The sequence below is a fragment of the Corticibacter populi genome (assembly GCF_004217315.1).
GTDB classification, from domain to species: Bacteria; Pseudomonadota; Gammaproteobacteria; order Burkholderiales; family Burkholderiaceae_C; genus Lampropedia; species Lampropedia populi.
This window is the reverse complement of sequence record NZ_SGWR01000005.1, coordinates 134660-148698: the sequence shown is the minus strand read 5'-3', so window position 1 is coordinate 148698 and position 14039 is coordinate 134660. Positions and strand designations below refer to the sequence as shown.

Annotated in this window: 11 protein-coding genes; 5 read left to right on the top strand and 6 right to left on the bottom strand. The window is 64.9% G+C overall.

Translation table 11 applies throughout. The features are described from left to right. Positions 1-93: 93 nt before the first annotated feature. On the bottom strand, positions 94-1071 hold the full coding sequence (gene rsgA, locus EV687_RS17190; RefSeq protein WP_423201108.1) for a ribosome small subunit-dependent GTPase A: 978 nt from the start codon (positions 1069-1071) through the stop codon (positions 94-96). Continuing rightward, positions 1071-2426 carry a M48 family metallopeptidase gene (locus EV687_RS17185; RefSeq protein WP_122231481.1) on the bottom strand — a complete coding sequence of 452 codons (1356 nt, stop codon included), beginning with the start codon at positions 2424-2426 and terminating at the stop codon, positions 1071-1073. Before EV687_RS17185 ends, rsgA begins: the two co-directional genes overlap by 1 nt. 197 nt (positions 2427-2623) lie before the next feature. Here EV687_RS17185 and EV687_RS17180 point away from each other — a divergent pair, with 197 nt between their 5' ends. After that, entirely contained in the window at positions 2624-3733 is a 1110-nt protein-coding gene (locus EV687_RS17180; protein WP_122231479.1) for a DNA glycosylase AlkZ-like family protein, read from the top strand. Between the two features lie 80 nt (positions 3734-3813). After that, positions 3814-4428, top strand: a complete 615-nt coding sequence (gene orn, locus EV687_RS17175) for an oligoribonuclease (RefSeq protein ID WP_122231686.1) — start codon at positions 3814-3816, stop codon at positions 4426-4428. Positions 4429-4485: 57 nt separating this feature from the next. Here the strand turns inward: orn and fahA are convergent, their stop codons facing one another. From fahA to EV687_RS17155, 4 genes are all read right to left on the bottom strand, one after another. Beyond that, a complete protein-coding gene (gene fahA / locus EV687_RS17170; RefSeq protein ID WP_341273273.1) occupies positions 4486-5757 on the bottom strand; it encodes a fumarylacetoacetase in 1272 nt (423 codons plus the stop codon). Between the two features lie 351 nt (positions 5758-6108). Beyond that, a complete protein-coding gene (locus EV687_RS17165; protein WP_122231684.1) occupies positions 6109-7491 on the bottom strand; it encodes a short-chain fatty acid transporter in 1383 nt (460 codons plus the stop codon). A gap of 20 nt (positions 7492-7511) precedes the next feature. Next, positions 7512-8462, bottom strand: a complete 951-nt coding sequence (locus EV687_RS17160) for a 3-hydroxyacyl-CoA dehydrogenase family protein (RefSeq protein ID WP_122231475.1) — start codon at positions 8460-8462, stop codon at positions 7512-7514. Positions 8463-8664: 202 nt separating this feature from the next. After that, the gene (locus EV687_RS17155; RefSeq protein ID WP_122231473.1) at positions 8665-9378 is read right to left on the bottom strand and encodes a GntR family transcriptional regulator; all 714 of its coding nucleotides are present in this window, start codon (positions 9376-9378) and stop codon (positions 8665-8667) included. Between the two features lie 504 nt (positions 9379-9882). Here EV687_RS17155 and EV687_RS17150 point away from each other — a divergent pair. The 3 genes from EV687_RS17150 (at position 9883) to EV687_RS17140 (ending at position 13994) form a co-directional block, all read left to right on the top strand. Next, complete coding sequence (locus tag EV687_RS17150) at positions 9883-11871, top strand: DEAD/DEAH box helicase (protein WP_122231471.1); 1989 nt, start codon at positions 9883-9885, stop codon at positions 11869-11871. Between the two features lie 167 nt (positions 11872-12038). After that, a complete protein-coding gene (locus tag EV687_RS17145; RefSeq protein ID WP_122231469.1) occupies positions 12039-12596 on the top strand; it encodes a 1,2-dihydroxy-3-keto-5-methylthiopentene dioxygenase in 558 nt (185 codons plus the stop codon). Positions 12597-12824: 228 nt separating this feature from the next. Continuing rightward, positions 12825-13994, top strand: a complete 1170-nt coding sequence (locus EV687_RS17140; RefSeq protein WP_207226494.1) for a YncE family protein — start codon at positions 12825-12827, stop codon at positions 13992-13994. Positions 13995-14039: the final 45 nt, after the last annotated feature.

Below are 14039 nucleotides of genomic sequence, written 5' to 3'. Positions count from 1 at the left end.
CCGGTACCGGCCTCTTCCGACGACGCCGGCATCGCCGATTGTGCGCGCCTCAGGCCAGACACGGCAAGACCGGGCGCGGCTGCTGGCGCGGACTCACCCCGACAGCTCGGCAAACAGCGCCTGGTACAGCGCATAGCGGCTCGCCGCAATGCCATCGTGCGGCACACCATCGGCCTCGTCACCGTCCGGGCCGGCCTCCTCTTCGACCGCGGCGCGCACCACGCAACCGGGCTCGTGGATGTGCGTGCAGTTGTAGAAGCGGCAACCGGTGGCGTGGCGGGCAATGTCGGGCATGCAGCGCACCAGTTCGGTGGGCGCGATGTGGCGCAGGCCGAACTCCTGGAAACCCGGCGAATCCAGCACCGCGCAGCCCTGCTCGCGCGCCAGCCAGTACCAGGTGGTGGTGGTGGTGGTGTGCTTGCCGCTGTTGAGCACCGTGGAGATTGCCGCCGTCTGCACCGCTGCATCCGGGATCAGGCGGTTGATCAGCGTGCTCTTGCCCACCCCGGACGGCCCCAGCACCAGCGTGGCACGGCCTGCCAGCGTCTGGCGCAGTTGCGGGAAATCGGTGCCGCCATCCGGAGCGTCGAGCTGCAGGCGCAAGACCGGATACAGCGGCGCAGCCGCCGCGCCGTCCTGGCCCGGCAGCAGACGCCGATAGGCGGCCAGGCGCTGCCAGGCCTGCGCAAAAGGCACCGTCACATCCTCCTTGTTGAGGCCGATGATGACGGGGATGCCCTGCGCCTCGGCCGCCACCAGCGCCCGCGCCAGCTGGCTTTCGGAGAACACCGGCTCGGCCGCCAGCAGCACCAGCACCTGATCGATGTTGGCGGCAAAGGCCTTGGTGCGGATCTCGTCCTGGCGGTAGAACAGGTTGCGGCGCTCCACGATCTTCTCGATGCTGCCCTCGTCGCCCTGGCCGGGACGGGGCGGCAGCCACAGCACCTCGTCACCCACCACCGCCTGGCTTTTCTTGCCGCGCGGATGACAGATGCGGCGCGTGCCATCGGGCGACTCCACCACATAGTGGCGGCCATGGCTGTTGACGATGCGGCCGGGCTGCAATTCCATCATGCACCTGCCGGCGCAGCTGCGCCGCCCCCACCGGCATGGCCTTGCGCGCCCAGCGCCCCTGGCAGGCGTGCCAGGCGTTCGGCCGCCGGCGGGTGCGAATAGTGGAAGCGTGCGTAGAGCGGATCGGGCGTGAGCGTCGAGGCATTGTCCTCGTAGAGCTTGAGCAGCGCCGCCGCCAGGTCACCTCCGCTGGCATGCGTTGCCGCATAGGCGTCGGCCTCGAATTCGTGCTTGCGCGAGAGCTGCGACCACAGCGGCTGCAGCAGGCCGCCGAACACGCTCACCAGCATCGAGAAGAGAATCAGTGCCAGCGCGCTGTTGGCCGACACCGGTGCCAGCCCACCGGCATCGAGCAGGCTGGGCATCACCCCCAACCCGGCGAAGAACCATGGCTGGTGCAGCAGCCAGCCCAACAGCGCAAAGCCGGCCAGGCTCAGCACGAAGAAAGACAGCAGCCGCTTGGTGACGTGGTGGTTGCGGAAATGCCCCAGCTCGTGCGCCAGCACCGCCTCGATCTCGCCGGCATTGAGCTTGGCCAGCAGCGTATCGAAGAACACCACGCGCTTGGCACTGCCAAGACCGGTGAAATAGGCATTGGCATGGGCGCTGCGCCGGCTGCCGTCCATCACGAACAAGCCCTGCGCCCGGAAGCCACTCTTGTCCATCAGCGCCAGGATGCGGGTCTTGAGCGCTTCGTCCTCGAGCGGCTTGAACTGGTTGAAGAGCGGCGCGATCACCGTCGGGAACAGCCACATCATCAGCAGGTTGAAGCCCATCCACAGCGCCCATGCCCACAGCCACCAGCTGTTGCCGGCCACCTGCATCAACCACAGCACGGCCGCCGCCAGCGGCACGCCCAGCAGCGCGGCGACCAACAGCGCACGCAGCCCGTCGGCCAGCCAGAGCCGCGCCGTCATGCGGTTGAAGCCGTGGCGCTGCTCGATCACGAAGGTCTTGTAAAGACCCCAGGGCAAGCCCAGCAGGCCGCTGATGACGCCAAAAGCCAGCAGCAGCGTCAGCTGCTGCACAAACCCCTGCCCCAGCCAGGCCTGCAGCGCCTGGTTGAGCGCATCGAGCCCGCCCAGCAGCGTCCAGCCCAAGAGCACCACCGCCGAAAATGTGTTCTCCAGCATGCCCAGACGCACCGCATCCACTGTGTAATCGGCCGCGCGCTGGTGTGCCCGCAGCGAGACATGGCCGGCAAAAGCCGGCGGCACCGCGCCGCGATGCTGCACCACATGGCGCAGTTGGCGCGCCGCCAGCCACAGTTCGAGCAGCAAATGCACCGCCAGCGCCGCGGCGAACAGCAGCGTCAGCAACAGGGCAGGATTGGAGAACAGGTCAGCAGGCATGGCATGAGGCAGTCGAAGCGGGCAAGCGCAATCCGGCAGTTTAAGGCAAGGCCGTGCAAGTGCCGCGTGCGGCACTCACCTTGTTTCGAGGACATCGCAACAATGCCAAGGCGATGCGTCGTGACGGGCAGGAATCTTCTGCCGAGGCGGGCACTTCCATGGTTACCTGCACAGGCCTGCGCGGATAACATCAGCGCATGTCAACGCATCTCACCCTGGACCACCTGCGCCGCTATGCCATCGCACGCAGCCTGTTCAAGCCAACGACCTTGCTGCGGGCCATCACCAGACTTGGCTTTGTGCAGCTGGATCCGATCCGCGCGCCGGCACGGGCGCAGGATTTGACGCTGCGCCACCGCGTCAGCAACTACCGCGCGGGCGACCTTGAGGCGCGCTATCCAGGCCTTCCCATCGAGGAAGACTTTTTCGTCAATTACGGGATTCTGCCGCGCGCCACACGAGGCCTGATGCATCCGCGCACGGCGCGCACCACATGGACCGAAGCGCGTGAAGCGCAGGCACAAGCACTGCTGGAATTCGTGCGTGGCAGCGGGGTGGTGCATCCACGCGAGGTCGATGCGGCCTTCTCGCTCGGCACCGGCAAGAATTGGTTCGGCGGCAACAGCCGGGCCAGCACGCAACTGCTGGATGGCATGCACTACCGGGGCATGCTGCGTGTGGCGCGACGCGAAAATGGCGTGCGTCTGTATGCCGCAGATGGCACTCATGCGTGTGACCGGCCTTTGGAGCCGGACGGCAATCTGGACGCATTGATAGACGTGGCGGTGGCGAAGTACGCGCCGCTGCCCGCAGCCACACTCAAACGCCTTGTCATGGATGTCGGCTCTGCGGCAGCGCCGCAGTGGCGCGAACGTCGCCAGGCCGCTCTTGAGCGGGCCAGGCAGCGGCTGTCCCACGCCATGGTGGACGGCTGCGATTGGTACTGGCCGGCGGATGAAAACCCCGGCCGCCGCCGCTTTGCGAATGACGCGGTATGCGGCGAACACTTGCACCTGTTGGCGCCTTTCGATCCGGTAGTCTGGGATCGCGAGCGCTTCGAGCGTTTCTGGGGCTGGGCCTATCGCTTCGAAGCCTACACGCCTGCGCCACAGCGGCTGCGCGGCTACTACGCACTGCCCATGCTGTGGCGCGGTCAGGTCATCGGCTGGGCCAATGTTGCGGTGCTTGGCGGCCGCCTGCAGGTGCAGACCGGCTATGTGCACGGACATGCGCCACGCGATGACGCCTTCGCGCCCGCGCTGCTGGAAGAACAGGCGCGCCTGGAGCATTTTCTGGGGCTGCAATAGGGCTATTCAAAGGCGGCAAGCGATACCGCACACGTGACGCTCTCGTCATGGAGTGGCTGCGCATGCGCGACAATTCAAGCATGAACACCCCCGAACCGACCGAAATCCTGGCCGAGACCCCGGCCACTGCAGCGCCAGCACCTGCGGTGCTGAAGAAATCCGACAACAACCTGATCTGGCTGGACTGCGAGATGAGCGGGCTCGACCCCGAGAAGGAACGCCTGCTGGAGATTGCCATCGTCATCACCGGCCCCGAACTGCAGCCGCGCGTCGAAGGCCCGGTGCTGGTGATCCACCAGAGCGATGAGGTGCTCGACAAGATGGATGCCTGGAACAAGGGCACCCACGGCCGCAGCGGCCTGATCGACAAGGTGCGCGCATCGACCATCGACGAGGAGCAGGCCCAGCATATCCTGCTGGACTTCATCCGCCAGTACGTGCCGCGCAGCAAGTCGCCGATGTGCGGCAACACCATCAGCCAGGACCGGCGCTTCCTCGTCAAGTACATGCCCCGCTTCGAAGCCTACTTCCACTATCGCAACATCGACGTCAGCACCATCAAGGAACTCACGCGCCGCTGGAAGCCCGAGATTGCCAACGGCTTTCGCAAAGCCCAGCAGCACACCGCGCTGGCCGATGTGCAGGAATCGATCGACGAGTTGCAGTACTACCGTGAGCAGGTCATGAAGATCTGATCGGCAAGCGCCCGTCGGCAATGCCTGCGGGGCGCGGGCACCACCACTGCGCAGCAGTCACGATATCGCGGGGACGATGGTGCCCGCGCAGTCGCCAAAGCCGATCGAGACGAAGCCCGCGCGGCTGCAACGTCCCCTGAGCGTGACCTCGTCGCCATCATGCAGGTAGCTGCGTATCTCACCATTGGGTAGCGTGACCTCGCGCGCGCCATTCTCGGTCAGTTCCAGCAGGCTGCCGAGTTCGTCCTGGCGCGGACCGGAAATGGTGCCCGTGCCGATCAGATCGCCGCTGAGCATTTCGCAGCCGGCCGAGGCGTGATGCGTCAGCATCTGCTGCGGCGTCCAGTACAGATAGCGCATGTTGGAGCGGATGATGGCAATCGAGTCCGCGCCGTCGCTGCGCATTTTGCGGGTCCGAAGGTGCACCTCGAGCGCCACATCGAAAGTGCCCTGTTGCTGATCCTGTGCTGACAGAAGATGCGGCAACGGCGCCGGGTCACCGGCCGGACGGGGCTCCATTGCGACCCGAAACGGTGCCAGGGCATACGGCGTCAGCACCCAAGGCGAGACGGTGGTGCCAAAATTCTTCGCCAGGAACGGGCCGAGCGGCTTCATTTCCCAGCGCTGAATGTCGCGCGCCGACCAGTCGTTGAGCAGCCCGTAGCCAGCGATGTGCTCATGCGCCTGCGTGATCGGAATCGGCACACCCCAGTCACTGGGCCTGCCCAGCCATACCGCCATCTCCAGTTCCAGGTCGAGCTCGCGACACGGCCCGAAACCCGGTGCCCCCGTACTGCCTGCCGCCATCAGCTGACCATTCGGCCGGCGCACCTCGACACCAGACGGTTTCACGGTCGAACCACGCCCGTGATAGCCGATCGGCATCCACTTGTAGTTCTCGGGCAAGGGATTTTCGGGCTGCAGCAGCGAGCCGGCACGAACCGCATGATGGATCCCCGCATAGAAGTCGGTGTAGTTGCCGATGCGGGTAGGCAGATGCAGGCGCACTGCAGAAGCAGCATGCAGGATCGAGCCGGCCTGAGCTTGCGCCTGCAGACCTTCCTGCGCATGCAGCAGGCGGAACACGGCATGGCGCAGCGCGAGGCCGGTACCGTGACCGGCGGCGAACAGTGCGTTCAGGCTGTCCTGCTCCAGCAGCTCACGTGGCACAGCGTCGCCAAGCAGCCCGAGGTCATGCGCCGCGGGCAGATCCAGAACCTGGTCGCCAATGGCCACGCCAACACGTGGACCGGTCACAGCCGTGCTGAACACGCCCAACGGCAGATTCTGGATGGGGAAGTCCGTCGTGCCGGTGTTGGCCGATGCCACCCAGCTTCGCTGGGATGGCTCATGGGTATGGTCGATATCGAAGAATGATTGCATAGTTGAAGCTCTGGTTATGCCGCTCCAGCCTGCCGACCGCCGCTACCTGCGGAGCTTTCGGCTGTTGCGACAGAGGAAAAAACGGAGAACTGCCTGACAGAGACAAAGGGGCAGGCCGCCGTCGGAACTGGCGAGGGCGACGCGGAACCAATCTCTCGCGGGCACACCCTCTCTGCTTTGGACACATCTCGGCATTGCAGATGCGTCGCTATAGCTGAGGCCATGGCGGCGGCTAGCGCATTGCACGGCATCCCAAGCCAAAGCAGGCCGCACCGCCGACATTTGTTCGACGCAGCCCTAGAAAAACTTGGGCACAAGCACAAGCGCGACAGATGTCACCACGAACCAGATGCACCACAGAAAGGCCATGTAGCCCCAGACATCCTTGAGTCGCATGCCGACCACTGCCAACGCAGGAATGACGTAGAGCGGCTGCAGCAGATTGGTCGCCTGATCGCCGTAGACGAACGCGTTGATGACCAGGTTCAGATCCGCGCCGAGCAGCAGTGCCGCATCGACCGTGATGTCGCCCTGCACGATCCACTGACCGCCTTGCGACGGAATGAAAAGGTTGACGAAGGAGGTCGCGTAGTAGGTGTAGAGCGGCAACGTGTCGGCGGTGGCCAGCGAAGTGAAGAAGCCCACCACCGCCACCGCCATGCCGGACTGCGCCATCATGCCGGCGATGCCGCCATAGAACGGGAACTGGATCATCACGTCGGTCGCCAACTTGAGGTTGTCGCGATACGCCGTGATGAACTTCAACGGTGTGCTGTAGAGAAAGAAATTCAGCACCAGGAAGACGAAGATCACGAAGTTCAGCGTCAGTGAGGAGAACAGGCCCTTGGTGGCCACGGTGTTGACGATCATCACCACGCCGAGCACACCGATCGCCCACATCAGCAGCCGGCTGCCATTGAGACGGTCGGCGAAGCTGCGCCCGGACTGCTCTGCAGAACCGGCTTCGGCCTCTGGCCTCGCCTCGGTCTCTTCGCGGAACTCCACCACTTCGTGCGCCGGCGGCAGGGCCATGATGGCAATCGCCACCGTGATCACCGCCAGTACCACCCAGATCACGATGTTGGCCGGGTTATAGGTGGTTTCGGTCTGGGCGATGGCACCGATCTTGCCGGCCAGAAAGTGATCGGGCGATGCAAGCAGGGCAAACACCGTGCCGGTCGGGCTCAGGCACTGGCCGAGAATCATGGTCGAGTAGCCGGCCGCGATCAGCATCGGAAAGTGCAGCCCCGGAATGCGCTTGCTGAGCGCCACCGCCAACACCGGCGTGACGATCAGCGCAAAAGCCCAGTTGACGAAGCTCGCCAGATAGCCGAACACCATCAGCATCAGCACCGCCGACACGGGCCGGCGCACCAAACGGGCCAGCTTGTTGAGGCCGGCCGCGATCTGCGGCGAACGCGCTGCCACGGCGCAGCAAACCACCATGAACGACATCTGGAACGCGAAGGCGATCTGCGACCAGATTCCGTCGTACCAGTACTGCGCCATATCGATGGCACTGCTGTCGGTGAGCAGCACGCCGCAGAAGAACAGCACCACAGTGAAGATCAGGCAGAACACCAGCGGGTCCGGGATGACACGCTCGGCGGCGAAGTCGAACTTCTTGCTCAAACGCCAGAAGAACGAACCCTGGGGAGCCTTGGAGGCAATAGCAGTCATGGGCATTTCCTCGCTTGCGCTCATTGGTTCTGCTCGCTGACCGCGAGCTGGCGGATCAGGCGGGTGTGGAAGTCACGCGTGACCGCCTGACGCTGCGCCTGGTCGTAGACGAAGAACCCTTCGCCGCTCTTCAGCCCCAGCTTGTTCTCGGCAATCTTCTGGCGCAACAGCTCGCTGGCCTTTTGCTCGGCGCTGATCAGCGGCAGCAGGTTGTCGCCAACGGTGCACCAGATGTCGATGCCGCCGAAATCGGCGATCTCCAGTTGACCCGTGGTGGCATAGCGGAACGCCGGGCCGTACTTGAGCGCGTTGTCAATGTCCTCGGGCGAGGCGGCCTTCATCTCGATCAGCGAGAAGACTTCGCGAGCAATGGCTTGCTGAATCCGGTTGGCGATCAGGCCGGGAATGTCCTTGAGCACGCGGATGGTCTTCTTGCCGACCTTCCGGAACAGTGCCTCGACCGCTTCCAGCGTCTGCGCGGAGCTGCTGCCGAAGTCGGACAGCTCGACCAGCGGAATCAGGTGCGCCGGGTTGTACCAGTGGCAAGTCAGGCAGTTCGAGACACGCTCGGGGCGCACCGTGCTGATCATGTCGGGCAGGCTCAGGCTGGAGGTGTTGCTGGCCAGGATGGCCTCGGCCGGGCACAGCGCATCGAGCCTGGCAAACAGCTCCTGCTTCAGCGTCACGTCCTCGGGAATCGCCTCTATCACGAAGTCGCTGTTCGCAACCGCTACCGCCAGATCGTCGTGGAAGGCAATGCGCGCGAGGATGGCAGGAATGGCTGCAGCATCGATACGGCCCATTTCAGCCAGCAGTTCCAATTCGTCCTGAATGGCACGGCCGGCCTTTTCTCTCACCGTCGCATGAGGCTCATAGACCTGTACCGCGTAGCCGCCGGTGGCAAACACCTCAGCGATGCCATGCCCCATGGTGCCGGCACCAATGACCGATATGTTGTTGATTTCTTTCATATTGTCTCCTGCTTTGCAAAAAATGACACACAGGCAGAGCCAGCCTGGCTGCGCACAGTCTTGTGCGACCAGGAAGCTGGAAATGGAAGGTGTCGGTGGGAAAGCCGAACGGCGCTGTCGTCGACCGGTGAACGCAGTGCCCCGGCATCATGGCCAGATGCCGCGCCCACTGGTCCGGCACGCCATTCGGTAACGAACGGCGCTAGGCGCCCTTGTCGGGATAGATGTTTGTCAGCGTGGAATAGAGGTGCTCATGCAGCAACTCCACCGCCAGCGCCTCGTTTTCGCCGAGCGCTGCCTCGGCCAGGACATGGTGCATCTGCATGAAGGCATCCGGCTCTTTCAAGCCGCTCATGTTGATGTTGCGATAGCGATAGGCCTGGTTGTAGAAATCATGGGCCAGCACCGTCAGCCGCCGCGAACCCGAGCCGCTGATGAGCACCTTGTGGAACTGGTAGTGCAACGAGTCGAGCTCATCGCCACCCAAGCCAAACTCCGCGCCCTTGCGCTCGACATAGCGTTGCAACCGGTGCAGCGCGGCAACCACTGCTGCTTCCCATTCATCACCACCGTTGCGCATCGACAACTGCAGGGCCTCCCGCTCGATCGTGAATCGAACATGAGTGATGTCGCGCAAGTCCTCGTGACTCAACGCGCGCACATGGAACCCGCGCCGACCAATTGCCTCGACCAGGTCCTGCGCCACCAGACGCGACAAGGCTTCCCTGATCGGACTGCTGCTGATGCCATACCGGTCTGCGAGATCGAGCACGGCAAGCCTGGTGCCCGGCTCCAGCACGCCATGCAGTATCTCGTGTTCCAGCAACTGCGTCGCACGCTCAGTCAGCGTTTCTGCCTCGCCATCGATCTTCTTGGTTACCACATCAGACCTTTCTTCATCTGGCTTTGATGCCATGGACAATTTTGTGCACAGAAATAAATATACGCATCAATCTATTTTTTGTGCATAAAAATACGTTCATTTTCTTAGGTGTTAACCCGCGGACAATCATGCATGCATGCATGGCAGGGCGCCGGGCCGTCCGGCAAACCGGCCCAGGCGCCAGACAATTGATGGAGACGGTTCCCCCCTCCCCCATAACCCTTTGTGACTGAAGGTCAATACATCTGCCGCAACCTATCCTGGCCTCCGCGCGCATAATCCGGCACTTCGCTGCGCCACGGATCTGCTCCGACAGCATGCAGCGCGTACGCATCTTTCTATCTCGCCGGGTTGATAGCGATCGCCAGCAGTAGCTGCTGGCGCATTGGTCAAGGACAACCCCCGCGCCAGGCGCATCGACGCAATCGCCGCCTGGCCACGGTACCGTTGGATGGATGATGTTTTTCCATCCATCTGCAAGGCCCCGGCTTCCCTGCCCGGCGCGGCCTGCCGTTGAATCCTTTGCGACCCACTCACATGCATCAAGCTACCCTGGCAGAATCTGCCGACACCTCCGCGCCTGACATCCAAGCCCAGTCCGCGCCAACATCCGAATCCGCTTCACCCGAAGCCACCACCATCGACACGTCGGCCGCGGCCCTGGCCGCATCGCCGTTCACCCAGCTCGGTCTGGCGCCTGCTCTCGTGCAGGCCGTCGTCGAGCTCGGCTACACCCAGCCTACCGAAGTCCAGCTGCGCGCCATCCCCTTGGCCCTGCAAGGCGCGGTGGAAGGCGCCGACAGCAAGGATCACAGCCACTACGTGGACCTGATGGTCTCCAGCCGGACCGGCAGCGGCAAGACCGCCGCCTTCCTGCTGCCCGTGCTCGACACCCTGATCGGCCACCATGAAGCCGCCAAGGCCGCCGAACACGCCGCCTTCGAGCGCAAGGTGGCCGAAGCCCTCGAGCAAGGTCTGCCCGCCCCCAAGAAGCCGCGCCGCAAGAGCCCGATGCACCGCCGCTTCGAGCCCGCCGTGCCCGGCGCCCTGGTGCTGTGCCCCACACGCGAACTGGCCCTGCAGGTCTCGCGCGACGCCATCGATCTGCTCACCCACTGCCGCGGCGTGCGCGTAGGCAGCATCATCGGCGGCATGCCCTACCCCAAGCAGATCGCCCAACTGCAAAACGCCAATCTGGTGGTGGCCACGCCCGGCCGTCTGCTGGACCTGCAGCGCAGCGGCCAGATCAAGCTCGATGAGGTGCAGTTCCTCGTCATCGACGAAGCCGATCGCATGCTCGATCTGGGCTTTGCCGAAGACCTCGAAGCCGTGCACCAGCTCACCGCCCAGCGCCGCCAGACCATGATGTTCAGCGCCACCTTCGCATCGCGCATCCAGCAGCTGGGCATGCGCATCATGCATGACGGCGGCCAGCACGTGCAGCGCATCGAAGTGGCCAGCGCGCAGGAAAAGCACGAGAACATCACGCAGAAACTGTTCTGGGCCGACAGCCCCGACCACAAGCGCCGCCTGCTCGATACCTGGCTGCGCAACCCCGAAATCGACCAGGCCATCGTGTTCGCCAGCACCCAGATCGAATGCGATGCGCTGGCCGAAGACCTGCAGCAAGTTGGCTTCTCCGCCGTGGCGCTGCATGGCGCGCTCGGCCAGGGCCTGCGCAGCCGGCGCCTGGCGGCGCTGCGCGACGGCCGCATCCAGATCCTGGTGGCCACCGACGTGGCCGCCCGCGGTATCGACGTGCCCACCATCACCCACGTCTTCAACTATGGCCTGCCGATGAAGGCCGAGGATTACACCCACCGCATCGGCCGCACTGGTCGCGCCGGCCGCAATGGCCTGGCCATCACCTTTGCCGAATTCCGCGATCGCCGCCGCATCTCCGACATCGAAGCGTTCACGCGCCAGAAATTCAGCGTCGCCGTGCTGCCTGGGCTGGAGCCGCAGCAGCGCATCCCCGAATGGCGCAGCGACCGTGGCGGCAAGGGTCGTCCCGGTGGCCCGGGCAGCCGTGACGGTGGCCGCGGCAACCGCCACGACGGTCGCCGCAGCGAGGGCTTTGGCGGCGCACGCCGCGACACACCGTACCGCGACAATCGCAACGGCGCCGACCGGCCCGCGACCGGTTTCGAACGCCGTGAAGGCTTCGATCGACGCGACGAACGCGGTGGCCGCGACCAGCGCTTCGACAGCCGCCCTGCCGCGCCGCGCTTCGAGCAGCGTCCGGACCAGCGTTTCGGCAACCGTGACGGCTATGCCGCACGCCCGCAGCGCGAAGGACGTGATGGCCGCGATGGCCGTGACGCACGCGGTGAATCCCGTGGCGAATGGCGCGGCAATGCCAACGCCGGCAACACCAGCGGCTTTGGTGAGCGCGGCCGCCGCGATGCCGGTGCCGGCGAGCGCTCTGCCGCTCCGCGCAGGCACGATGGCGAGCGTGCCCGCCCGCGCCACAACGACGGCAATGCCCCGGTGCGCGCGCGCAAGAGCGCGCCCTACAAGGGCTGATGTCAGCCGGCCCACGGCCGGTTGGAATACAAAAAGGCAGGCGCTTTGGGCGACCTGCCTTTTTTCATGCGCACGTTCTCCCGCATATCCATATGAGAAAAGCCCATTTTTCGGGCCAGGACCAGGCGCCTAGAATCAGCCAGGCCCCGTCGGGCGCAGGACATCTCATGACGACGCTGACGATCTACCTGGAACAGCACCCGCAGACACCCTTGCTGCACACCTCCGACCCGGAGGTCATTGCCACCCTTGCGGAACGCCTGGGCGTGCGCTTCGAACGCTGGGAGGCCACGCAGCCACTGCCACCCGGCGCGCCGCCCGAGGCCGTGCTGCAGGCCTACGCACCGCAGGTCGAGCGGCTGCAGCGCGAGCGCGGTTACCGGAGTGCAGACGTCATCAGCGTTGATGCTGCCAGCGGCACGCAAATGCCCGGGCAATTGCAGGCGCTGCGGGACAAGTTTCTCTGTGAGCACACCCATGAGGAGGATGAAGTGCGTTTTTTCGTCGCCGGCAGCGGCTTGTTTCTGCTGCATGCGCAGGGACGGGTCCATGCGCTGCAGTGCGAGCAGAACGATCTGCTGTCCGTGCCCGCCGGTCTGCGCCATTGGTTCGACATGGGGCCGCAACCCGCGTTCACCTGCATCCGGTTGTTCACCGACCCGGCCGGCTGGGCCGCCCGATACACGGGCGACCCGATTGCCCGGCGCTTTCCGGCGCTGGCCTGAAATGCTCGGCCATACGCCTCTTTCCGCCCCCCAATGCAGCGCCTTGGCTGCGGTGCATTTGATGCGACAATTCAAGGCTCTCCTCGCATAGCCACAGCAGGGCGCGACCGGCGCCGCAGCCGGCCTGCCGCATCGCAGCGCCATCCCATTCGTGCGGCCACGGATGGAGCTCGCGCCACTGCTCAGCCACTTCCTTCACGACCCTGAACGCTGTTCAAAGGAACCGGCATGATGCATTGCACACCTCTTTCCCATTTCACGCGACTGGCCCTGTGCCTGGCCGCCGCAGGCGCGCTGGCGGCCTGCGGAACCACCCCGACACCGCCATCCGGCACCGCCGCCGCGCCAACGACGGATGTGGCGGCCACCACCGCCCAAGTGCGACGCGCAGAGATTGCGCCAGCCCTTTACGAACTGGCGTTCTCGCCCCGCCAGAATGCGGTGTTCGTGGCATCGGCCGGCGGCTTTGGCGATGATGCGCCGGCCAGCAAGGTGCTGCGGCTCAACCCGGACACGCTGGCCATCGAGGCGGAGATCACGCTCCCCTTGCGCGGCTTCGGCGTGGTGCTCGACGATGCCCAGGATCGGCTGTATGTCAGCCATGGCCTTGATGGTGCCATCAGCGTCATCGACACCGCCAGCGGCCGCATCATCGGACGCATCGCGCTGGCCGCAAAGGTTCGCGGTGCCGACGGCAAGGAGAAATTCGAGCACCATTTCCGCGAACTGGTGCTCGATGCGGCCCACCACCGGCTCTATGCGCCGGGGCTGAGCAGCGAAGGCAGCGCGCTTTATGTGATCAACACGCGTACGCTGCAGCTCGAAAAGGTGATGGACGGCTTCGGCCCGGTGGCCACCGGCATTGCGCTCGATGCGGCCGGCCAGCGCCTCTTCGTCTCGAACCTGCGCGGCAACCTCTACGAGGTGGACACGCAAAACCTCACCGTCGCGCAGTCCCATTCGGTGGGGGCCGACCAGCTCATCAACCTCGCCTATGACACCCGGGGCCAGCGTCTGCTGGCCACCGACCAGGGCCTCGACGCCATCAATGCGCGGCGCCAGGCCAGCGAACCCGGCTTCGTGCCCACCCCGGGCAACCGTGTGGTGGTGTTCGATCCGGCCACCGCCGCCATCACCGCCAGCATTCCGACCGGTGCCGGCCCGATCGCGCTGCTGCTCGACGAGGCCCGCCAGCGCCTGTTCGTCACCAATCGCGGTGCGGGCACCGTCACGGTGTTCGACGCCCGCAGCCATGCGCTGCTGCAGACCTTCGAACTGCCGAAGCATCCCAACAGCCTGGCCTTCGATGCCCGGCGCAATGTCCTCTACGTCAGCGTCAAGAACGGGCGTGAGGCCGAGCGCGGCGGTGCCGAAAGTGTGGTGCGCATCGCATTCTGACGCCTTCGAATGGCCGGGCCGTCCGGCCATGGGTCCGGACCGTAT

Excerpts from the sequence above, each read along its gene's own strand:
- rsgA (WP_423201108.1), bottom strand. The coding sequence starts at position 1,071 with ATGGAATTGCAGCCCGGCCGCATCGTCAACAGCCATGGCCGCCACTAT.
- EV687_RS17185 (WP_122231481.1), bottom strand. The coding sequence starts at position 2,426 with ATGCCTGCTGACCTGTTCTCCAATCCTGCCCTGTTGCTGACGCTGCTG.
- EV687_RS17180 (WP_122231479.1), top strand. The coding sequence starts at position 2,624 with ATGTCAACGCATCTCACCCTGGACCACCTGCGCCGCTATGCCATCGCA.
- orn (WP_122231686.1), top strand. The coding sequence starts at position 3,814 with ATGAACACCCCCGAACCGACCGAAATCCTGGCCGAGACCCCGGCCACT.
- EV687_RS17165 (WP_122231684.1), bottom strand. The coding sequence starts at position 7,491 with ATGACTGCTATTGCCTCCAAGGCTCCCCAGGGTTCGTTCTTCTGGCGT.
- EV687_RS17160 (WP_122231475.1), bottom strand. The coding sequence starts at position 8,462 with ATGAAAGAAATCAACAACATATCGGTCATTGGTGCCGGCACCATGGGG.
- EV687_RS17155 (WP_122231473.1), bottom strand. The coding sequence starts at position 9,378 with ATGGCATCAAAGCCAGATGAAGAAAGGTCTGATGTGGTAACCAAGAAG.
- EV687_RS17150 (WP_122231471.1), top strand. The coding sequence starts at position 9,883 with ATGCATCAAGCTACCCTGGCAGAATCTGCCGACACCTCCGCGCCTGAC.
- EV687_RS17145 (WP_122231469.1), top strand. The coding sequence starts at position 12,039 with ATGACGACGCTGACGATCTACCTGGAACAGCACCCGCAGACACCCTTG.
- EV687_RS17140 (WP_207226494.1), top strand. The coding sequence starts at position 12,825 with ATGATGCATTGCACACCTCTTTCCCATTTCACGCGACTGGCCCTGTGC.